This is a genomic window from Bacillus sp. FSL P4-0334, from assembly GCF_038004825.1.
Lineage (GTDB): Bacteria > Bacillota > Bacilli > Bacillales > Bacillaceae > Bacillus > Bacillus velezensis.
Genome location: NZ_JBBORX010000001.1, coordinates 1,460,489 through 1,480,526 on the forward strand (window position 1 = coordinate 1,460,489; position 20,038 = coordinate 1,480,526).

Sequence of the window (20,038 nt, forward strand, 5' to 3'; positions counted from 1 at the left end):
CAACGTTCTCCCCGCCAAACGCAGGAAGCGGTTTTTTGTTCCTGTGGGTCATATGTATTAAAATAGAGACGACTACATTATAAAAAGTGAGGTACATATATGCCGATACAAAGAGAAGACGCAGATATTAAACTGATCGCGATTGATATGGACGGAACCCTGCTCAATGACGAGCAGCTCATCCCGGAGGAAAACCGGCGGGCGATCAAGGAAGCGGAGGCGAAAGGAATTCACGTCGTCATCAGCACAGGACGCACGCTGATGACCTGCCGCGAACTGGCTGAGTCTCTCGAGCTGTCATCCTTTTTAATCACGGCAAACGGCAGCGAAATCTGGGATTCCGACTTTGAGCTGGTTGAGCGCAAGCTTCTTCATACCGATCATATTCAAAAATTATGGGATCTGAGGAATAAGCACAACACGAATTTCTGGGCCTCTACCGTCGATAGAGTGTGGAGAGGGGAATTCCCGGAAACGATTACGGATCATCAGTGGCTCAAGTTCGGATTCGAAATCGAGGATGACGAAGTGCGGAATGAAGTGCTGAAAGAGCTCAAGGAATACAAGGAGCTCGAGATCACAAACTCCAGTCCGATCAACATCGAAGTCAATGCCCTCGGTATCAACAAAGCGGCTGCGCTGGCGAAGGTATCGGAAAAACTCGGCTTCACGATGGAAAATGTGATGGCCATGGGTGACAGTCTGAATGACATTGCCATGATTGAAAAAGCGGGTGTCGGCGTCGCCATGGGGAATGCGCAGGACATTGTGAAAGAAACAGCTGACTGGGTGACTGATGTCAACACGGAAAACGGGGTCGCCAAAGCGATCCGCCACTGGGTGTTATAATAGAAAAAAGAGAGAGTCTCAGTATGAGGCTCTCTTTTTTTTGTTTTGTCAGATTTGTGACTAGGTCCATGGTAGGTTTTCTGACAAAAGGATGTTCAAACCTGTCAGAAATAAATATAATGAAGAGAAATCCAACAATTCGGAATAGTCATTCCGAATAGCGGAATGATAATCATATAAAACGTTTACAATACAGGAGGGATCTTATGTTTCAGATTGACATCAATTGTGATTTAGGAGAGAGTTTCGGTGCTTATAAAATCGGGCTGGATGAAGAGATTTTGGATTATGTGACATCTGCAAACATCGCCTGCGGCTTTCATGCGGGTGATCCCAGCGTGATGCGCAAAACGGTTGCGCTTGCGGCGGAAAAAGGCGTGAAAATCGGCGCTCATCCCGGGCTGTTCGATCTGCAGGGATTCGGGCGGCGGCAGATCGCGATTACACCCGAGGAAGCGTATGATCTGACGCTGTACCAAATCGGCGCGCTGTCAGGGTTTTTAAAAGCAGAAGGTGTCGAGATGCAGCATGTGAAGCCGCACGGCGCTTTATATAATATGGCCGCCGTCAATCCCGGCCTGTCAGAAGCCATCGCTCAGGCGGTCTGTCATTTTGATCCCGGGCTTATTCTTTTCGGGCTTTCCGGAAGCGAGCTGATTAAAGCGGGAGATCGAATCGGACTGAGGACGGCAAGCGAAATGTTTGCGGACCGCACCTATCAGGAAGACGGCACGCTGACGCCGCGTTCAGAGCCGGATGCGCTGATTCAGGATGACAAAAAAGCGGTCGGTCAAGTGATTCAAATGGTGAAAGACAGCACGGTGACATCACGTAAGGGACAAGCTGTAAGCCTGAAAGCGGACACGGTCTGCATTCACGGAGACGGAGCCCACGCCCTCACATTCGCAAAAACAATCAAAAAAGAATTAAAAGCGGCAGACATTCAAATCAGCGCACTTTCAAAAGACTGAGCAGCAGAGGGAGGAAGACAGCATGGAGCAAAAGAAAAAAACAGCCGGAAAGGCTTCCGGCAAATGGTCGCTTCTTTTAGGCGCGACATTTTTGATGGCGACATCATCAATCGGGCCCGGCTTTCTGACGCAAACGGCCACGTTTACTAATACATTGGCGGCAAGCTTCGGCTTTATCATTTTAATTTCTATTATTTTGGACATTTTCGCGCAAACCAATGTATGGCGGATTATCGCGGTTTCCGGAAAGCGCGGCCAAGAGATTGCCAATATGGTGCTTCCGGGCGCCGGTTATGCCATTGCTTTTCTGGTCGTGCTCGGCGGACTTGCGTTTAATATCGGAAACATCGGCGGCGCGGGTCTCGGTCTTCAAGTATTATTCGGGATCAAACCGGAGATCGGCGCTTTAATCAGCGCAGCGGTCGCGGTGCTGATTTTTGTCATAAAGGAAGCCGGAAAAGTCATGGACCGTTTTATGCAGATCGCCGGAATCGTCATGATCGTATTGACTGTGTATGTTGCCGTAACGACGGCTCCGCCGGTCGGACACGCCGTTGTGAAAACTTTTATGCCTGATCATATCAGTGTGCTGGCGATCGTGACGCTTGTCGGCGGCACGGTCGGCGGATACATTACATTTGCCGGCGGCCACCGTTTGCTTGATTCAGGCATCCAAGGGAAGGAAGTCCTCCCTCAGGTTACGAAAAGCTCCATCACAGGCGTTCTGATTACATCGATTATGCGGATTGCCCTGTTTCTCGCCGTGCTCGGCGTCGTCTCAAAGGGCCTGAGCATTGATCCTGATAATCCGGCGGCTTCTGTATTCCGGCTTGCGGCGGGAAATGTAGGCTATAAAATTTTCGGCGTCATCATGTGGTCTGCCGCTATCACGTCTGTCATCGGCGCCGCCTATACATCGGTATCATTTTTCAAATCATTTTCAACAAAAATCGAAAAGCACTCACATGGCGTCATTATCGGTTTTATCATCGTATCCACTCTTATTTTTGTTACGATCGGCCAGCCTGCCAAAATTCTGGTCGCGGTCGGTTCGCTTAACGGCTTAATTCTGCCGCTTGCATTAGCGATGATACTGTTGGGCGCTTATAAGAAAAAAATCGTCGGCGATTACAAGCATCCGATCTGGCTCACGATTGCAGGGGCGATCGTAGTGGTTGTCATGGCGGTTATGGGCATCTATACATTATTCACGCAGATGCCGCAGCTATGGAGCTGATGATATGAAAAACCATATGAGTGACATGAGCCCCGAAGAAGTCAGACAGCTGATCAGGAAGGGGCAGATGACCGGGCCGACGGCGGGGATGGCCGCTTCTTACGCACAAGCCAATCTCGTCGTTTTGCAAAAGGATCTTGCCTTTGATTTTCTCTTATTCTGCCAGCGCAATCAAAAGCCTTGTCCGGTGCTTGATGTGACGGATGCGGGTTCACCCGTTCCGGCAATAGCTGCGCCGGGAGCTGATATCCGGACGGACTTTCCGAAATACAGGATTTATCGGCATGGCGTGCTTACTGAAGAGGTAACGGATATTACGCCGTATTGGAAGGATGATGATGTCGGGTTTTTAATCGGCTGCAGTTTTTCATTCGAGCAAGCCCTTATTAATCAGCACATTCCAATCAGGCACATCGATGAGGGTGTGAATGTCCCCATGTATAAAACAGACATTGACTGTGTTCCCGCCGGCCCGTTTTCTGGAAAGATGGTCGTCAGCATGAGACCGATTCCGGAAAGGCTTGCAGTCCGCGCGGCGCAGGTCACGTCACGTTTTCCCGCCGTGCACGGCGCCCCCGTCCGCATCGGAAATCCGCAAAGCATCGGTATCAGCGATTTGCATCAGCCGGATTTCGGAGATGCCGTAACGGTGCGGGAAGGTGAAGTTCCCGTATTCTGGGCTTGCGGCGTTACGCCCCAGGCGGTGATCATGGAAGCAAAGCCTGACATCGTAATAACACATTCACCGGGGCACATGCTGATCACCGATATACGAAATGAATCGCTTGCTGTCCTGTAAGTGAGAAAGAATACAACGAGGTGATGACAATGATGCAGTATAGCGGAAATACAGCGCTTGATATACAGCCGTACGGTGATTCCGCCGTTATCATCCGCTTTGGCGGGCACATCAGCGAAGAGGTCAACAGCCGGGTGCATGCGGCGGCAGCCTGTATGGAAGAACGGCCGTTTCCGGGCTTCGTTGAATGTATTCCGGCATTCACAAGCTTAACGATCTTTTATGATGTGTATGCCGTCTCAAACATAAAAAAAGGCGTCTCTCCTTTTGCCCTGGTCAAGAAAGAAGTGACAGAACGTCTCAGCCATATAATGACCGGCCGCAAAGAAGAGCGCCGGGTGATGGAAATCCCCGTTTGCTACGGCGGTGATTTCGGTCCCGATTTAGAAGAGGTCGCTGAGATGAACGATCTGACCCCGGAAGACGTCATCCGCATTCATACTGAAGGCGAATATCTCGTTTATATGCTCGGATTTGCGCCGGGATTTCCGTTTTTAGGAGGAATGTCTGAGCGGATCAGAGCGCCGAGAAAGGCGTCGCCAAGGCCGTCCATCCCGGCCGGTTCAGTAGGAATCGCGGGAATGCAGACCGGTGTGTATCCGATATCCACTCCCGGCGGCTGGCAGCTGATCGGCAGCACCCCGCTCCGTCTTTTCAGGCCGGAAGAACATCCGCCGAGTCTTTTGAGAGCGGGCGATACGGTGAAATTCGTCCGGATCACGGCAGAGGAGTACAGCCGCATCAAGGAGGGAGCCGAATGAGTATGAAAGTGGTAAAGCCCGGTCTCTTGACGACGGTTCAGGACAAGGGGCGGACGGGATATCAGAAATACGGTGTGCTGGGAAGCGGCGCAATGGATACGATCTCACTGCGCATCGCCAATCTTCTTGCCGGAAATCAAGAAAAAGAGGCGGGACTGGAAATTACGCTCATGGGGCCCGGGCCTTCCTTTGAATTTTCAGAACCTGCGGTTATTGCTGTCACGGGAGCTGATTTCGCCCTTCATATTAATGGGGAGCCCGCCCCTCTGTGGAAACCAGTTTTGATAAAGGAAAACAGCGTCGTCTCATTCGGGCCGTGCAAGATGGGGAGCCGCGCTTATCTCGCCGTCGCGGGGGGATTTGACGTGCCCGCCGTCATGGAAAGCAAAAGCACGTATGTCAGAGCGGGGATCGGCGGCTTTTGCGGAAGAGCGCTGCAAAAAGATGATGAGCTGCCGCTCGGCCGTATGACGCCATGTTCGGAATCAATCGCGTACCGTCTGAGCGATTCTTTCGGACAGCATGGTTTCTCAGCGCCTGATTGGTCTGTCAGCAGCAGAGGATTTCTGCCGCTGAAAAAAAATCCGGTCATACGAGTGCTTGAAGGCGCTCAATTTCATGCTTTTACAGAAGAAGCAAAATTACGTTTTTACCAAGAGTCATATACGGTCACGCCTCAATCCGACCGAATGGGCTACCGGCTGAAGGGCGCTCCGCTTGAATTGCGGGAGCCGCTGGAGATGGTATCAGAGGCCGTGACGTTCGGAACGGTGCAGGTGCCGCCGGACGGCAATCCGATTATTCTGCTGGCTGACAGACAGACGACGGGGGGCTATCCGCGGATGGCGCATATCATATCCGCCGATCTTCCTCTCGTCGCCCAAACGATGCCGGGGGAACATATCACGTTCCGGGCCGTTTCGCTGGAGGAAGCGGAAATGCTGCTTTTAGAGAAGGAACAGCAGCTGAAGGAGCTGAAAGCAAGGCTCAAAATGGAATGGCTGATCTGACAAAGGGGCTAAAGATCATGGAAAACAAAAACAAAACCGTCATCAAATCAATGGAACTGCTTCATTTGTTTCTGACTGAACCGAGCCTGAGCTTAAATGAGCTGGTTTCTCTATCGGAAATGCCGAAGACCTCGGTTCACCGGATGGCAAGCTCGCTGGAGGAAACGGGATTTCTCACCCGGGCAGCGGACGGCCGTTATCAGCTTGGTCTGATCTTTTTACAATTCGGCCAGCTCGTCTCTGAACGTCTGGACATCAGGAAAATAGCCAAACCGATTATGGAAGAGCTGTGCGGCGAAGTGGATGAGGCCGTTCAGCTGATCATGAGGGATGGAGATGAAGCCATTTACGTCGAAAAAATTGAAGGCACCCAAACCGTCCGCCTGTATACGGCAATCGGCCGCCGGTCGCCGCTGTACGCGGGAGCGTGCGCCAGAAGCATTCTATCGTTTCTGCCAAAAGAGGAGATTGACACATACATTCAGAAGACAAAGCTTGCCGCAATCGCCTCAGGCACGATGACGGATCGGGCTGAACTGCTTCAATCCATTGAAAGGTCCTTACAATCAGGTTATACGATCAGCTATTCGGAATTAGAAGATTACACGGCGGCGATCGGGGCGCCGATTTTCAATCACGAAGGTAAGGTGGCTGCCGGAATCAGCATCGCCGGCTTCGAAGCCCGGTTTTCAGAGGACAGGCTGCCGTATTTAACCGAAAAGGTCAAAACCGCCGCACAGCATATTTCTGAGAAATTGGGTTATTGACCGAGCCAATTTTTCTTCACTCGCGTACATTACAATATCGATAGTAACGAGTGGAGGAAAGTAAATGGGACTTGTTTATACGGCGCTGGGGGATTCTTTGACGACGGGGAGGGGATCCGGGCCGTTTTCCGCCGGTTTTGTCCAGCGGTTCGGGCGTATGATGGCAGAAGATTTACAGACAAGAACTGACGTATCCATCTTTGCCAAATCAGGCCTTGAGACGGGAGAAATTCTCGGGCTTATGTCCTTGCCGTACATTCAGAGGCGGATTCAGGCTGCTGATATGATTACGATTACAGGCTGCGGCAACGATTTGATCGATTCGGTTCAGGCATATCAGCAAACATCGGACGCTTCGGTGTTCACCAGCGTGTCCAGTCACTGCCATGAGAACTTTGAAAAGATGATTGCCAAGATCGCTGCCTTAAAAGGGCCGCACCCGTCTCCTTATGAGATCCGCGTCTTCAATTTATACAATCCTTTCCCGGGAATCTCCATTGCAGAAAAATGGATATCCTCTTATAATGCGCACCTCAGCACACTCGCATCGGCGCCGCACGTCAAAATTGCCGACGTCCACAGCGCTTTCAAAGGAAAAATGAATGAATATCTCTCTCATGACCGCGTACACCCCAACAGCAAGGGGTATGAAGTCATGGCATGCGTCCTGCGGGGGCTCGGATACGGAAGCCTCGCCCGCTCATAACCGCGCGCTCCTTTTCATCGGGAGCGCGCTTTTCGTGCTCCTTAAAACAAACTTAAAATTGTCCGACTTTCGTTCTATCCGCGCAAAAAATACGCTAGAATAATGGGGGATAAAGACAGAAATAGAATTGTGTTCAAAAAATGATAACAGAAAGGATGGATTGCTTTGCTGCGCGCCTTAAAACTGTCACTCGCGATGCTGATTATTATACTTGCGGCCGCCGCATTTACGTATGCGGAACATACCTCTGTCATACAGCCGGTTATGCTCGTGTTTCTCGGTGCGGTCATGTTCATTCAGGGGCTGGAGGAAAAACGGAAAGAAAACGACGGCTCCGGGAAATTCAATATCTATACCGCCGTTTTTGTATGGTCGATCTCCTTAATCGGTTTTACGCTTCACGCGATCTGAGTCTGATAGATCCTGAAAATGCTCCACAACGGGAAATGGTGAATAAAAACGGTGCAGTAAGGCTTTCCATTCCTGATATTCCGGCGATCCGCGAAAGCCTTTTGTATGATCTTCTAATGTCTCCCATTCCACAAGCAGCAAATATTTATGCGTCTTTTCCATACATTTGGACAAGGAATGGGACAGATAACCTTTCATGCCCGCGATAATCGGCTCCGCCCGGCGGAATGCCTCTTCGAATTCCCCCTCAAGACCTTCTTTTACATACAGCATGGCTGCTTCTCTGGTCATCTGAAATTCCCCCTTTTTTTAATAGATACATTGTATAAGAATATGGCCCGTGACGGCAGGAGAAACAAAAAAATTTTAAATAATATGAGAAAAAAATCCTTGCCAGCCTGATTTGGTTTAGGAGAAAATAACAGTTGGAAGGCAGGGGAATAGACAGTGAAAAAAGGGTTATACCTATTACTTTTACTCGCAGGAATCATAGGTTTGATCGGCTGCTCGAAAACGGAATCGGCCGAAGACAGAATGAAAGATTTCGTAAAAGACTGGAACGGCGGTCATTACGATAAGATGTATCAAAGCCTCACCCAGGATGAAAAGAAAAAACGATCCAAAAAGGATTTTATAAAGCGATATGAAACCGTTTATGAACAAGCAGGGGTCAAAAATCTGAAAGTCACTGCCGAAAAACAGGACGAAGACGACAAGAAAAAAGATGACCTCCAGCACATCGATTATAAAGTCAGCATGGATACAAAAGCAGGGAAGGTCGCTTTTGAAAACACGGCCGTCCTGAAAAAAGAAAAAACAGACGATGGAGAATCATGGAACATCGACTGGAATCCTTCTTTTATTTTCAAACAGCTTTCCGATGACAAAACCGTGCAGATCGCAAATGAAGAACCGAAGCGCGGACAAATTTACGACAAAGATGGAAAAGGTCTCGCCGTGAATACCGAGGTGCCGGAAATCGGCATTATCCCTGGAAAACTCGGCAAGGATAAAGACAGCGTGATCAAAAAACTGTCTGAAAAACTGGACCTTTCTGAAGACGATATCAAAAGCAAATTGAACCAAGGCTGGGTAAAAGACGACTCCTATGTCCCGCTTCAAAAAATCAGACCGGATGATGAAAGCAAGGTCAAAAGCCTGCTCGCATTAGACGGCGTGACGAAAACGAAAGTCAGCTCCCGCTACTATCCGTACGGCGAAAAAGCGGCCCATCTGACCGGTTATATTAAAACCATCACAGCGGAGCAGCTGAAAAAAGCGAAAGACGGCCAATACAGCGATACTTCCAAAATCGGCATCGCCGGCCTTGAGAATGTATATGAAGACAAGCTGCGCGGCACGACCGGCTGGAAAATTTACGTCCCTCAAACAGGTGAGGTCATTGCTGAAAAGAAAGCCGAAAGCGGGCAGGATATTCATGTAACGATTGACATGAAAACGCAGACGAAGCTGTATGACTCTATGAAAGATGACAGCGGAGCGGCAGTCGCCCTCGAACCGCAAACGGGAGAGACACTCGCGCTCGTCAGCGCACCGTCTTATGACCCGAACGGCTTTATTTTCGGTTGGGGCGGCAAAGAATGGAAAAAGCTGAATGAAGATAAAAACAATCCGTTTTCAGCGAAATTCAACAAACTTTATGCGCCGGGATCAACGATTAAACCGATTGCCGCGGCAGTCGGCCTGACAAACGGCACATTGAAAGCGTCAGAAAAGAAAAAAATCACCGGAAAAGAGTGGCAGAAAGATTCAAGCTGGGGCGGTTACCATGTCACACGCGTATCAGAGCGCCTGAATGAAGTGGATCTCGAAAACGCGCTGATCACATCGGACAACATCTACTTTGCGCAAAATGCCATAGATGCCGGAGCGGACGCGTTTACAAAAGGATTAAAAACATTTGGGTTTGATGAAGAGATTCCGTACCAATTTCCGATTGAAAAGTCTTCAATCGCTAACGGCAAGCTTGATTCCGAGATCCTTCTCGGAGATACGGGCTACGGCCAGGGGCAGATGCTGATGTCTCCGCTGCACTTAGCTGCTGACTATACCGCATTTGTAACAGACGGAAATCTCGTCAAACCGACATTGATCAAAGACGGAGAAAAAACACCGCAAATCTGGCATAAGCAAGTGGTATCGAAAGCCAATGCCGAAGAAATCACAAAAGGGCTGAGAGGCGTCGTTGAAGATCCGCGCGGCTCTGCATATCAGCCGGCCGTAAGCGGCATTACCGTAGCCGGAAAAACCGGTACAGCCGAGCTGAAAACGTCTAAAGAAGATAAAGACGGCAAAGAAAACGGCTGGTTTGTCGGTTACGATTATAAAAAGAAAGACCTCTTGATCGCGATGATGATTCAAGACGTCAAAAAACGCGGCGGAAGCCATTACGTCGTTGAAAAAGCGAAAAAGCAGTTTCAGAATCATTAAATGACGATTTTTGCGGGCTGAAAGGAAAATCGGCCGCCGAAGCAGAATGAAACAGCATGGGCAATTCCTGAAAACAGAGATACAAGAGGCTCTAAGAAAAAGGGGGATTTCACATGCAGCGCATTCAATTGGCTGAAGACCTGGAATTTTCAAGAGTGATACACGGGCTTTGGCGTCTGAACGAATGGAATGTTTCAGACGGAGAGCTGCTGAATCTGATTGAATGGTGCATCAGCCAAGGCATCACCACCTTCGACCATGCCGATATATACGGCGGTTATACGTGTGAAAAGCTCTTCGGCGGCGCTTTGTCCCTTTCGCCTTCAATAAGGGAGCGAATCGAAATCGTCACAAAATGCGGGATTGTCATTGAATCACCGGAACGGCCCGGAAACAAGTCGCATCATTATAATACGTCGAAGTCTCACATTTTAGCGTCGGCGGAGCAGTCGCTTTTGAATCTGAATACGGATTATCTGGATGTGCTGCTCATTCACAGACCGGACCCGCTTATGGACCCGGAGGCTGTGGCTGAAGCGTTTCATGCGCTGAAAAGCTCGGGAAAGGTCAGATATTTCGGAGTATCGAACTTTAAAGCGCACCAGTACAGAATGCTCGAATCCTATTTGGATGATCCGCTCATCACAAACCAAATTGAAATCTCGGCGTACGAGCTGGAAAATATTCATGACGGCACGCTGGATTTCTGTCAGGAAAAACGCATTCCGCCGATGGCGTGGTCACCGCTTGCGGGCGGGAGCGTCTTTACCGGACAATCAGATAAGGACGTCCGTATCCGTGCCGCGCTTCGTTCCGTACAGGAAGAAATCGGCGCCGCTTCCATTGACGAAGTCATGTACGCATGGCTGTTCACCCACCCGGCAGACATCATGCCGATTGTCGGCAGCGGAAAAGAGAACCGCATTTCCGCCGCGGTGCGTGCATCCGCGTACAAACTCAGCCATGATCAGTGGTTCCGGATTTATACCGGTGTCCAAGGCTGCGATATTCCATAAACAGAACAAACGCCCGGAAGCTATCTTCCGGGCGTTTGTTTATGTGGTGTGCAATGTCTAAAAACAAGTAAGGTCACTTTGAAGTATAGCCGTGCGGATCAAGAGTAACAAGCGTCATGGCATATTATCTGACACATTTTTCTTTTTCAATACTGTCACACGGCCCAGTGCCAAATTGCCATTTGAAAATGGTTGAATAATCATTGAAAGCGTTTTATATTATAACTTACACCACTTTCCCCGGCAGCACTCCCCATATGACATACTTCTCACAACTAGAAAATCTGGAGGCGCGTTTCATGTATATGACAGCGAGAGAACAAAAATTAATGAAACATCTATTACTGCAGAACCGGTACGAGACAGTGCATGAACTGGCGGAAGCTTTACAAGTCAGCACAAGAACCGTTCACCGCGAGTTAAAAACAATCAAACCGATAATGGAATCATTCGGTCTGGCACTTGATAAACAGCCCGGCAAAGGACTGAAAGCGGTAGGAAACCCGGAGGACAAACAAAAACTCCTGTCAGACCTGTCCTATGAACAGCATGAATACAGCGCTGAGGAGCGGAAACTTTTAATTCTATGTTCACTATTAGAGTCTCAAGAGCCGATCAAGCTCTACAGTCTGGCGAACGAACTGCAAGTGACAAACGCGACGATCAGCTATGACCTGGATGAGCTGGAGACTTGGATTGCGCCCTTCGGCTTGACGCTGATCCGAAAAAGGGGCTTCGGCATTCAGCTGACGGGGCCGGAAAATGCGAAACGGAAAATCGTCGGCAATCTCATCGTCAACCGCCTTGATATTCAAAGCTTTTTGGAAGCGGTTGAATTGAATATTAAAGGAAAACCGGACGATGCTGAAAAAATGTTCGGCGTCGTAAATAAAGCGGAACTTTTGAAAATGGACCGGCTCTTAATTCAGCTCAAGGAAAAAATCGCGATCGCCTTATCTGACAGCTCATACATGGCGCTTGCGGTTCATTTAACCTTTGCGATGGACCGGATCAGGCTCGGAGAAACCATCACGATGGAGGCTTCGGAACTAAAAGCGCTGCAGCAGACAAAGGAGTACGGCTCTGCGCTGGAAATGGCAAAAGAGCTTGAAAAAGCGTTCGGCGTTTCAATTCCGGAAGCTGAGATCGGATATATCACCATTCATTTGCGGAGCGCCAACCGCAAATACAAAACGGAATTCAAACCGGAAGACATAGAGGTTGAAACGGCCTTGCAAACGAAGCAGCTGATCGGCTTCATTTCTGAAAAAATTAAAATTGATCTGACGGAAAACGGCTCTTTATACGACGGTTTAATCGCCCATCTGGAGCCTGCGATCAACCGGGTAAAAGAAAATATCGACATGTACAATCCGATGACCGAGCAAATTAAACGCGACTACTTTCTGCTGTACATGGCCGTAGAAGAAGGAATGGAAAAATTCTTTCCGGGGCTTCTTTTCTCTGATAATGAGATCGCTTTCATCGTTCTTCACTTCGGCTCCGCTTTGGAAATCAAACGGGAAGAGGCGAAGATCAAAGCGCTGATCGTCTGTTCAAGCGGCATCGGGTCGTCCAAAATGCTCGCATCCAGGCTGAAAAAAGAGCTTTCGGAAATCCGTTCCTTTGATATGTCTTCCCTCATCGAACTGAAGGATCGAGACATCACCGCGTATGACATGATCGTATCCACCGTTCCGATCCCGTATGAAAATATTGATTACGTCATGGTCAGTCCGCTTTTAAACGAAGAAGACGCTGATCAGGTCAAGCAGTACATCAAAAGAAAAATTCCGCTGATTCTTGACAAAAAAAGAAACGGTAAAAGAGAAGAGAAGCAGCCGGAGACGCCTGATATGCTGGAAGCGGCCGGCCGTATGGCGCATTACGCGGCGGTTATCCAAAGCGTGCTGCGGAACTTTTCGATCAAATCCATTGATTCAAACACGGCGTATGAGCTGTTTTTGAACCGTATGTTTGACATGCTGGAGCAAGAAGGATTGGTTCATAATGCCCAAAAAACCGCACAGCGCCTTGCAGAGCGTGAACGACAGGGCGGACTCGGCATTCCGGGAACGGCGATGGCCCTGTACCATCTCAAAAATGAAGAAATTGTCACGCCTTTTTTCAAAATTTATGATTTGACGGCTCCATGCAGTGTCAAAGGCATGGACGGAAATTCCCTGACCGTCGACCGCGCTTTGGTGATGATGGCGCCGGCTGATATGCCCGCTGAAGGGGCGGAAATACTAAGTGCGGTCAGCTCGGCCATCATCGAGTCCGAAGACAGTATAAAAGCCTTCCAGACGGAGGATGAGGCCGATTTATACAAACGTTTAAACAAGCTGTTTTATCATTTCATTCAGGAGAAAGGACAGCGGTAAACAGGAAGCGCACACCTCATGTGGGGTGTGTTTTTTTGTGCATGTATGAGGGTAAGGGGAAGGGAAGAAACTAAAAACACGGGACTATTGTATCATTCACTGATGGAATAGTTCTAAAACAAAATAGTTTTACAAGTTATATTTTTTGGTTTAAAATGGGTTGCGTGAGAAAGAAAATCTGACAGAGTTTTTTTGTGATTTATCATTATGGGAGATGAAAATATGGAGACATTACAGCATCTGATTCTGCATGACATTTCAAATAGCGAAGAGATCGAAGCTGTAAAAAGCGGTGCGCATACCCTGACCTACGCGGAATATCGAAAACGAATCAACCAGCTTGCACAAGCGCTTCTTGATAAAGGAATAAAAAAAGGCGACAGAGTGGCGATGCTTTGCAAAAACGGCCACGCGGCATCCATTGTCATGTTTGCGGCACTCGAAATCGGCGCGGTGGTTGTGCCGGTCAGCTGGCAATTAACACCTTACGAAATGAAAGGCATTTTAGCAGCCTGTGAACCGAAAGCTGTTTTTTACGGCACTGAATTTAAAGAGATCATGGAAGAAGTGCTTCCTGCGCTGGTATCTTCTCTTAAACTGAAGGTCGAGACCGGAACAGCTGCGGAGACAACGCCTCAGTTTGACGCTTTATTGACAGGCTCCGGTGATACACCGGATGTCGAAACGGTGTCTGAAAACGATACGGCATTGCTGATGTTTACCTCAGGTACAACCGGCAATCCGAAACGCTGCATGATCACTCACGGCGGCATATACAACTACGTAAACGCGACATTGGCATACACGGGGAGAATGCAGCATGTCCGCTTCTTAGCATGCCATCCGAATTACCATACGAGCGCGATTATCTGCCAGATGGTCGGCACGATGAGCGGAACGACATTCATTATGACAGACAATCAGGACCCTGTGGAAAACCTGAAGCTCATCGAAAAAGAAAAAATTCAAACCATCATGGCGCTGCCAGTCTATTTCACATACCTGCTGAAAGCATGGGAAACGCACCAGACTGACATGTCTTCTATCGTTTATATGATGACGGGAGGCACAAAGGTGCCAAGCAGCCTGATCCAGCAGTATCTCGACATCGGCATTCCGCTCATGCACGGATACGGAAGCACGGAAGCGTGGGGCATCAGCTCTTGGAATCCGCAAATGGGAATGGATAAAGCCGCTTCCGCGGGTAAACCGATGGAAGAAGTGGATGTCCGCGTTGTAGATCCGGAAACAGGTGAAGTCCTTCCGCAAGGCTCAATCGGAGAAGTCGTTGTGACAAGTCCGTTTTTATTCAAAGGCTACGAAGGTAACGAAGAAGCGACACGAAAAGTGCTGAAAGACGGTTGGTTCCATACCGGCGATTCCGGATATGTGGATGAAGACGGATTTATCTTTATCACCGGACGTTATAAAGATGTCATCATCTACGGCGGCGACAATATTTATCCCGACCAGATTGAAGAGGTCATTCAGCAAGTGCCGGGCATTCTCGAAACGGCGGTTGTCGGTATCCCTGATCCGCTTTACGGTGAAAAGCCGAAAGCGTTCATCGTGACAAACGGCAGAGAAGACCTGACAGAAGAAGAAGTGACCCGATTCCTTCAAGAACGTCTTGCCGCCTTTAAAATTCCGGAAATTGAGTTCGTCAGCGAACTTCCGAAAAACAACCTTGGAAAAGTGAGAAAAGACGTGCTCCGCAAACAAGCGGTACGTTCATAATTGAAAACAAAAACCCGGCTGCCAGCCGGGTTTTTTTCTTGCGTTCCATGTGAAACATTTTTCTCCGAAAACGTTTTGAACTGTCTCAATCATGTTTATCCGGAGGACTGCCGAGGTAGACAGGAAATATGAGATCGAACAAGAAGGAGGAACTTGACATGGAAAACTATCCGAAGGAATTCCCGGCGGAATCACAAAACCGCCAGCCGGGCATTGAAAGCGAAATGAATCCGGCGCCTGTTTATGAATACAAAGAATATAAAGGCGCTGATAAATTAAAAGGGAAAACCGCACTTATCACAGGGGGCGACAGCGGTATCGGACGCGCCGTAGCGGTTGCTTACGCGAAGGAAGGCGCAAATGTCGCGATCGTCTATTTTGATGAACACGGTGATGCGGAAGATACAAAAAAACGAGTGGAAGAAGAAGGCGTAAAATGTCTGTTAATCCCCGGCGATGTCGGTGAGGAAGACTTTTGCAATGAAGCGGTTGAAAAAACGGTTGAAGAATTCGGGCGTCTTGATATTCTCGTGAATAACGCCGCGGAACAGCATCCGAAAGAAAGCATTAAAGACATCACAAGCGAGCAGCTTCACAGAACCTTTAAAACAAACTTTTACTCACAATTTTATTTGACTAAAAAAGCGATTGATTACATGAAGCCGGGCAGCGCGATCATCAATACGACATCCATTAATCCTTACACAGGCAATCCGCAGCTGATTGACTACACGGCTACAAAAGGCGCGATTAACGGTTTTACGAGATCCATGGCGCAAGCGCTCGTCAACGACGGTATCCGTGTCAACGCCGTGGCACCGGGGCCGATCTGGACACCGCTCATTCCGGCGACATTCTCAGAAGAAACAGTCGCTTCCTTCGGTCAGACTACGCCGATGGGCCGGGCAGGCCAGCCTGTTGAACATGTCGGCTGCTATGTGCTCTTGGCCTCAGATGAATCATCTTATATGACCGGGCAGACGCTGCATGTCAACGGCGGCAAATTTGTAACCACATAAGGGGGCTGAAGCATGACGATATCGAAACATGATGTGAATGCATACTATCAAAAAGCGGGAATCGTTCTGACTGATAATGAAGTCGAAGACATTCAAATCATGGATTACGGCTTAGGCAAGCTTGAGGAAACCGGGCTTCAGCTGTTTATTTACGTGAATACCGACCGCTACTGTTCGAAAGAATTGGTGCTCTTCCCGCGCCAGACGTGTCCGGAACACCGCCATCCGCCGGTCGGCGGCGAGAAGGGAAAACAAGAGACATTCCGCTGCCGCTGGGGGAAGGTGTATCTCTATGTGGAAGGCGAAAAGACAGAGAACCCAAGCGTCCTCCCGCCGGAAGATGACAAGGAATACTACACCGTCTGGCATGAGATTGTGCTTGAGCCGGGCGGACAATACACCATTCCGCCGGATACGAAGCATTGGTTTCAAGCGGGAGAAGAAGGGGCGGTCGTCACGGAAATGTCATCGACAAGCACGGATGATCACGACATTTTCACCGACCCGCGCATTTAAGGATGAGGCTGCACGCCTCATCTTTTTTGTATGGAAAAAAATGAATTTACCTGTATAATGGCTAATAAAGGAAAGAAGGTGTGATCGTGTTTTCCTGTCAAATCCGGGAACATCTGACGATCAGATTGCTTGCCAAAGAAGATACGGACGAATTGTATTCTGTTATGAAGCGAAATCAAAACCATCTCAGCGAATGGCTCAGCTGGGCGGAAGACCTGGCTGATATCGATACGTACCGCGATGTGATCATCCCCGAATGGCGCTATAAATACGCGGAAGAAAATGGGTTTGACGCCGGAATTTTTGTGAAGGGCCGGTTTTGCGGCATGATCAGCATCCATAATGTCGATACAGCCAATCAAAAAGCAGAGATCGGCTACTGGCTGGATCGAGAGCATGAAGGATTCGGCATTATCACCGCAAGCTGCCGGGCGGTCATCACCCATGCATTTCAGGATCTCGGCCTGAACCGCATTATGATCAGCGCGGCTGAAAAAAACATGAAAAGCAGGGCGGTGGCGGAGCGGCTCGGATTTCAGAAAGAAGGACTGACGAGAGAAGGCATTTTCGTACAGGGCGCCTATCATGACACGGTGAACTACAGCATGCTGAAGCGGGAATGGAGCGAAGATCGGCAGAAGAGCACATTTCTTGGTTTAAATGTCTCCCCAATGTGGAAAAGTAAAAGCGGAGACGTTAAAAAGGAGTGATTCTTCATGAATCAAAATGAAATCAAAGAAAAAGTGCTTGAAGTACTGGATCATCATAAAGTCGGTTCGCTTGCGACGGTAGAGCAAGGCAAACCGCATTCACGCTACATGACATTTTTCCATGACGGCTTAACGATTTACACGCCGACGAGCAAAGACACTCATAAAGCGGAAGAAATTGAAAACAATCCGAATGTTCATATTCTGTTAGGGTATGACTGTGAAGGATTCGGAGACGCTTATGTGGAAGTGGCAGGAACCGCCAAGCTGAACAACTCAGCCGATTTAAAAGAAAAGCTGTGGGGTCCGAAACTGGAACGCTGGTTTGACGGAAAAGACGATCCGAACCTGGTGATTCTTGAAATTGACCCGAAGCAGATCAAGCTCATGAACGCAGGTGAAAAAACGCCGGCCGAGCTGGAACTTTAATAAATCATTTGATTATTCAGGGGCAATCTGTTATACTTAATTGCTAAGTGACAACATGCAAATAAAAAAGAAAGTAAACTTCTTTTTTCTGTTTTGATATAGAAGCTTCAGGCTTCAACGGACAGCTTGAAAAAAAGCTGAGCTTATTCTTTTCCTTCTGACATTCGCCCCTAACGAAGAGATGGAAAAAAGACTTTTTGTTTTACAATTCACACCGGCGCGGCTTCGGAGCCGCAGTGACGATTGAGAGGTAGGGCTTTCGTTGTCTTGTGTTCAAGAACTTCCATGGTGTTTACTTTCGAAGAATGATTCTGTCGGAACTGTTAATACGAATCACCCGCGGGCTAAGGCGGGCAACCATATATTATTTATTTGCGTAAGAAAAGAATAAGACAAAACCGCTCCGGACATCCGGGCGGTTTTTTTATGTAACCGGCCGAAACCTCGCCGCAGTCTGCAGAGTCTAATCAGTAGAAAAGATTTGGAGGAATCATACATTGCACGTTATTACTTCACAAGTACTGTTTATCTTCTGTTTTCTGCTGCTGATACATTCGATTGAAACGCTTGCCTATGCAACACGGCTTTCCGGCGCGAGAGTCGGTTTTATCGCGTCCGCGCTGTCATTATTTAATGTCATGGTCATCGTGTCGCGCATGTCAAACATGGTTCAGCAGCCGTTTACCGGACATCTGATTGATGCCGCCGGATCAAACGCCCTGTCTCTTGTGGGCGCCCAGTTTCGATTTTTAATATTCGGCTCCACGGTCGGAACGATGCTCGGCATCTGTCTTTTGCCGACATTCGTCGCGTTATTCTCCAGGGCGATTATACACTTGGCGGACGGAGGAGGCTCCGTCATGCAGGTATTTAAAAAAGGTTTTTCACTGAACGGGCTGAAGCATGCGCGTTCTTATATCAGACTGCCGTCAGTCTCCTATTTAAAAGGGCTTCAATTCCGAATGATTCCGAAACGCTTGTTTGTCATTAATATGGTCATTACGTCTATTTACACGATCGGTGTTCTGTCCGCTCTGTACGCCGGCCTTCTGGCGCCTGAGCACAGCACGACCGCCGTGATGGCATCAGGCTTAATCAACGGAGTTGCGACTATGCTGCTGGCTGTGTTTGTTGACCCGAAAGTATCCGTACTGGCAGACGATGTGGCGAAGGGCAAGCGCAGCTACGTCTCCTTAAAATGGACATCATTGACGATGGTGACATCAAGGGTGGCGGGCACGCTTCTCGCCCAGCTCGTATTCATCCCCGGCGCTTATTATATTGCCTGGGTGACGAAATGGATGTAACGCATGAAAAAAGCTCCTCTGCAGAAGAGGAGCCTTTTTATTGATAATGTCTCAGGCCGCGATCATAAATAAAATTACCGAACGGAATAAAGGCCGCAATAAAACCGGCGGCTGACCATTTCACATGCCATTTGACAGTAAACGCCGCATACGCCAGCACCGCCAGATAAATGATAAACAAACCGCCGTGAATGGAACCGGCAATGGTGACGGCGAGCGGATGATGAGCCCAATACTTCAGCGGCATCGCGATAAACAGCAGCACCAAAAGCGACATTCCTTCAATAAACCCCATCGTGCGAAGTCTGCCGATCGGCGTGTGTAACATACAGCTCCCTCCTGTCGGACATCTTTTTTCCTCTATACTATAAGCAAAGGGCAGTCCTAATATGACCATTTCGCGTCTGTTCCTGAAAAAACCTTCATGATTTCAGCCTGTTGTTCTTGTCATTTTTCGGATTTCTCTTGATAATATAGCCAAAAGGGTAAGGAAGGACTACAGTCATGAAACTAGATAATGTGGATCTGAGCATCATTAAAGAGCTGCAGCGGGACAGCCGCCTGTCCATGCGGGAACTGGGCAGAAAAATCAAATTGTCAGCTCCGTCCGTCACAGAGCGTGTCAGACAGCTTGAATCCTTCGGCGTCATTAAGCGCTATACATTGGACATTGATCAAAAAAAGATCGGGCTTCCTGTTTCCTGCATTGTCGAAGCGACAGTGAAAAACGGAAAATACGATCAATTTAAAACCTACATTCAATCCATTCCCAACATTGAATTTTGTTTTCGGGTCGCCGGGGCGGCGTGTTATATGCTGAAGATGAACGCGGACAGCCTGGAAACGATCGAACACTTCATTAACCGCACCTCTCCGTATGCCCAAACCGTGACCCATGTCATTTTCTCAGAAATTGACACAAAAAACGTCCTCGATTAGAGAGAGCGTGAGGAAGTCT

Annotated in this window: 21 protein-coding genes; 19 read left to right on the top strand and 2 right to left on the bottom strand. The window is 48.6% G+C overall.

Features of this window, described 5'->3' with window-relative positions; all coding sequences use genetic code 11:
• Positions 1-99: 99 nt before the first annotated feature.
• From NSQ37_RS07445 to NSQ37_RS07485, 9 genes are all read left to right on the top strand, one after another.
• Positions 100-849 (top strand): Cof-type HAD-IIB family hydrolase, encoded by a 750-nt coding sequence (locus NSQ37_RS07445; RefSeq protein WP_007410293.1) that lies wholly within the window; start codon positions 100-102, stop codon positions 847-849.
• Positions 850-1,055: 206 nt separating this feature from the next.
• Positions 1,056-1,820 (top strand): 5-oxoprolinase subunit PxpA, encoded by a 765-nt coding sequence (locus NSQ37_RS07450; RefSeq protein ID WP_085341734.1) that lies wholly within the window; start codon positions 1,056-1,058, stop codon positions 1,818-1,820.
• A gap of 22 nt (positions 1,821-1,842) precedes the next feature.
• Positions 1,843-3,057, top strand: coding sequence for an NRAMP family divalent metal transporter (locus NSQ37_RS07455; protein ID WP_007410295.1), 1,215 nt, complete (start codon positions 1,843-1,845; stop codon positions 3,055-3,057).
• A 4-nt stretch (positions 3,058-3,061) separates the two neighbouring features.
• A complete protein-coding gene (locus tag NSQ37_RS07460; RefSeq protein ID WP_015239163.1) occupies positions 3,062-3,856 on the top strand; it encodes a putative hydro-lyase in 795 nt (264 codons plus the stop codon).
• Positions 3,857-3,885: 29 nt separating this feature from the next.
• Positions 3,886-4,617 carry a 5-oxoprolinase subunit PxpB gene (gene pxpB, locus NSQ37_RS07465; RefSeq protein WP_012116821.1) on the top strand — a complete coding sequence of 244 codons (732 nt, stop codon included), beginning with the start codon at positions 3,886-3,888 and terminating at the stop codon, positions 4,615-4,617.
• Between the two features lie 2 nt (positions 4,618-4,619).
• Positions 4,620-5,627, top strand: coding sequence for a 5-oxoprolinase subunit C family protein (locus tag NSQ37_RS07470; RefSeq protein ID WP_095532175.1), 1,008 nt, complete (start codon positions 4,620-4,622; stop codon positions 5,625-5,627).
• A 17-nt stretch (positions 5,628-5,644) separates the two neighbouring features.
• Positions 5,645-6,394, top strand: a complete 750-nt coding sequence (locus tag NSQ37_RS07475) for an IclR family transcriptional regulator (RefSeq protein WP_007410299.1) — start codon at positions 5,645-5,647, stop codon at positions 6,392-6,394.
• Positions 6,395-6,458: 64 nt separating this feature from the next.
• Positions 6,459-7,100, top strand: coding sequence for a GDSL-type esterase/lipase family protein (locus tag NSQ37_RS07480; RefSeq protein WP_007609458.1), 642 nt, complete (start codon positions 6,459-6,461; stop codon positions 7,098-7,100).
• A gap of 195 nt (positions 7,101-7,295) precedes the next feature.
• Positions 7,296-7,511, top strand: a complete 216-nt coding sequence (locus NSQ37_RS07485; RefSeq protein WP_369719110.1) for a YczI family protein — start codon at positions 7,296-7,298, stop codon at positions 7,509-7,511.
• On the opposite strand, the gene NSQ37_RS07490 is transcribed toward NSQ37_RS07485, so the two are convergent.
• Complete coding sequence (locus NSQ37_RS07490) at positions 7,482-7,802, bottom strand: antibiotic biosynthesis monooxygenase family protein (protein WP_341123491.1); 321 nt, start codon at positions 7,800-7,802, stop codon at positions 7,482-7,484. The genes NSQ37_RS07485 and NSQ37_RS07490 overlap by 30 nt on opposite strands.
• A gap of 156 nt (positions 7,803-7,958) precedes the next feature.
• On the opposite strand from NSQ37_RS07490, the gene NSQ37_RS07495 reads away from it, so the two are divergent.
• The 9 genes from NSQ37_RS07495 to NSQ37_RS07535 all read left to right on the top strand — a co-directional run bounded on the left by NSQ37_RS07495 (position 7,959) and on the right by NSQ37_RS07535 (position 19,080).
• On the top strand, positions 7,959-9,962 hold the full coding sequence (locus NSQ37_RS07495; RefSeq protein ID WP_122503712.1) for a penicillin-binding transpeptidase domain-containing protein: 2,004 nt from the start codon (positions 7,959-7,961) through the stop codon (positions 9,960-9,962).
• Between the two features lie 113 nt (positions 9,963-10,075).
• Positions 10,076-10,978: an aldo/keto reductase gene (locus tag NSQ37_RS07500; RefSeq protein ID WP_014416927.1), complete on the top strand. Its 903-nt coding sequence runs from the start codon at positions 10,076-10,078 to the stop codon at positions 10,976-10,978.
• A 299-nt stretch (positions 10,979-11,277) separates the two neighbouring features.
• Positions 11,278-13,362: a BglG family transcription antiterminator gene (locus NSQ37_RS07505; RefSeq protein ID WP_341123494.1), complete on the top strand. Its 2,085-nt coding sequence runs from the start codon at positions 11,278-11,280 to the stop codon at positions 13,360-13,362.
• A gap of 222 nt (positions 13,363-13,584) precedes the next feature.
• A complete protein-coding gene (locus NSQ37_RS07510) occupies positions 13,585-15,099 on the top strand; it encodes a class I adenylate-forming enzyme family protein (protein WP_025284249.1) in 1,515 nt (504 codons plus the stop codon).
• 158 nt (positions 15,100-15,257) lie between these two features.
• Positions 15,258-16,118 carry an SDR family oxidoreductase gene (locus NSQ37_RS07515; protein ID WP_007410307.1) on the top strand — a complete coding sequence of 287 codons (861 nt, stop codon included), beginning with the start codon at positions 15,258-15,260 and terminating at the stop codon, positions 16,116-16,118.
• Between the two features lie 12 nt (positions 16,119-16,130).
• Positions 16,131-16,634, top strand: a complete 504-nt coding sequence (locus NSQ37_RS07520; protein WP_025284250.1) for a D-lyxose/D-mannose family sugar isomerase — start codon at positions 16,131-16,133, stop codon at positions 16,632-16,634.
• A gap of 86 nt (positions 16,635-16,720) precedes the next feature.
• A complete protein-coding gene (locus NSQ37_RS07525; RefSeq protein WP_015239168.1) occupies positions 16,721-17,344 on the top strand; it encodes a GNAT family N-acetyltransferase in 624 nt (207 codons plus the stop codon).
• A 6-nt stretch (positions 17,345-17,350) separates the two neighbouring features.
• Positions 17,351-17,773 (top strand): pyridoxamine 5'-phosphate oxidase family protein, encoded by a 423-nt coding sequence (locus NSQ37_RS07530; protein ID WP_076425683.1) that lies wholly within the window; start codon positions 17,351-17,353, stop codon positions 17,771-17,773.
• 497 nt (positions 17,774-18,270) lie between these two features.
• A complete protein-coding gene (locus NSQ37_RS07535; RefSeq protein WP_012116831.1) occupies positions 18,271-19,080 on the top strand; it encodes a lipid II flippase Amj family protein in 810 nt (269 codons plus the stop codon).
• Between the two features lie 37 nt (positions 19,081-19,117).
• Here the strand turns inward: NSQ37_RS07535 and NSQ37_RS07540 are convergent, their stop codons facing one another.
• A complete protein-coding gene (locus NSQ37_RS07540) occupies positions 19,118-19,408 on the bottom strand; it encodes a DUF3817 domain-containing protein (protein WP_007410179.1) in 291 nt (96 codons plus the stop codon).
• Positions 19,409-19,584: 176 nt separating this feature from the next.
• Between NSQ37_RS07540 and NSQ37_RS07545 the strand changes: the two genes are divergently transcribed.
• Complete coding sequence (locus tag NSQ37_RS07545) at positions 19,585-20,019, top strand: Lrp/AsnC family transcriptional regulator (protein ID WP_007410180.1); 435 nt, start codon at positions 19,585-19,587, stop codon at positions 20,017-20,019.
• Positions 20,020-20,038 lie beyond the last annotated feature (19 nt).

What these genes read in the sequence shown, in the direction of transcription:
- NSQ37_RS07445 (WP_007410293.1), top strand. Translation starts at nt 100, where the DNA reads ATGCCGATACAAAGAGAAGACGCAGATATTAAACTGATCGCGATTGAT.
- NSQ37_RS07450 (WP_085341734.1), top strand. Translation starts at nt 1,056, where the DNA reads ATGTTTCAGATTGACATCAATTGTGATTTAGGAGAGAGTTTCGGTGCT.
- NSQ37_RS07455 (WP_007410295.1), top strand. Translation starts at nt 1,843, where the DNA reads ATGGAGCAAAAGAAAAAAACAGCCGGAAAGGCTTCCGGCAAATGGTCG.
- NSQ37_RS07460 (WP_015239163.1), top strand. Translation starts at nt 3,062, where the DNA reads ATGAAAAACCATATGAGTGACATGAGCCCCGAAGAAGTCAGACAGCTG.
- pxpB (WP_012116821.1), top strand. Translation starts at nt 3,886, where the DNA reads ATGATGCAGTATAGCGGAAATACAGCGCTTGATATACAGCCGTACGGT.
- NSQ37_RS07470 (WP_095532175.1), top strand. Translation starts at nt 4,620, where the DNA reads ATGAAAGTGGTAAAGCCCGGTCTCTTGACGACGGTTCAGGACAAGGGG.
- NSQ37_RS07475 (WP_007410299.1), top strand. Translation starts at nt 5,645, where the DNA reads ATGGAAAACAAAAACAAAACCGTCATCAAATCAATGGAACTGCTTCAT.
- NSQ37_RS07480 (WP_007609458.1), top strand. Translation starts at nt 6,459, where the DNA reads ATGGGACTTGTTTATACGGCGCTGGGGGATTCTTTGACGACGGGGAGG.
- NSQ37_RS07485 (WP_369719110.1), top strand. Translation starts at nt 7,296, where the DNA reads ATGCTGATTATTATACTTGCGGCCGCCGCATTTACGTATGCGGAACAT.
- NSQ37_RS07490 (WP_341123491.1), bottom strand. Translation starts at nt 7,802, where the DNA reads ATGACCAGAGAAGCAGCCATGCTGTATGTAAAAGAAGGTCTTGAGGGG.
- NSQ37_RS07500 (WP_014416927.1), top strand. Translation starts at nt 10,076, where the DNA reads ATGCAGCGCATTCAATTGGCTGAAGACCTGGAATTTTCAAGAGTGATA.
- NSQ37_RS07505 (WP_341123494.1), top strand. Translation starts at nt 11,278, where the DNA reads ATGTATATGACAGCGAGAGAACAAAAATTAATGAAACATCTATTACTG.
- NSQ37_RS07510 (WP_025284249.1), top strand. Translation starts at nt 13,585, where the DNA reads ATGGAGACATTACAGCATCTGATTCTGCATGACATTTCAAATAGCGAA.
- NSQ37_RS07515 (WP_007410307.1), top strand. Translation starts at nt 15,258, where the DNA reads ATGGAAAACTATCCGAAGGAATTCCCGGCGGAATCACAAAACCGCCAG.
- NSQ37_RS07520 (WP_025284250.1), top strand. Translation starts at nt 16,131, where the DNA reads ATGACGATATCGAAACATGATGTGAATGCATACTATCAAAAAGCGGGA.
- NSQ37_RS07530 (WP_076425683.1), top strand. Translation starts at nt 17,351, where the DNA reads ATGAATCAAAATGAAATCAAAGAAAAAGTGCTTGAAGTACTGGATCAT.
- NSQ37_RS07540 (WP_007410179.1), bottom strand. Translation starts at nt 19,408, where the DNA reads ATGTTACACACGCCGATCGGCAGACTTCGCACGATGGGGTTTATTGAA.
- NSQ37_RS07545 (WP_007410180.1), top strand. Translation starts at nt 19,585, where the DNA reads ATGAAACTAGATAATGTGGATCTGAGCATCATTAAAGAGCTGCAGCGG.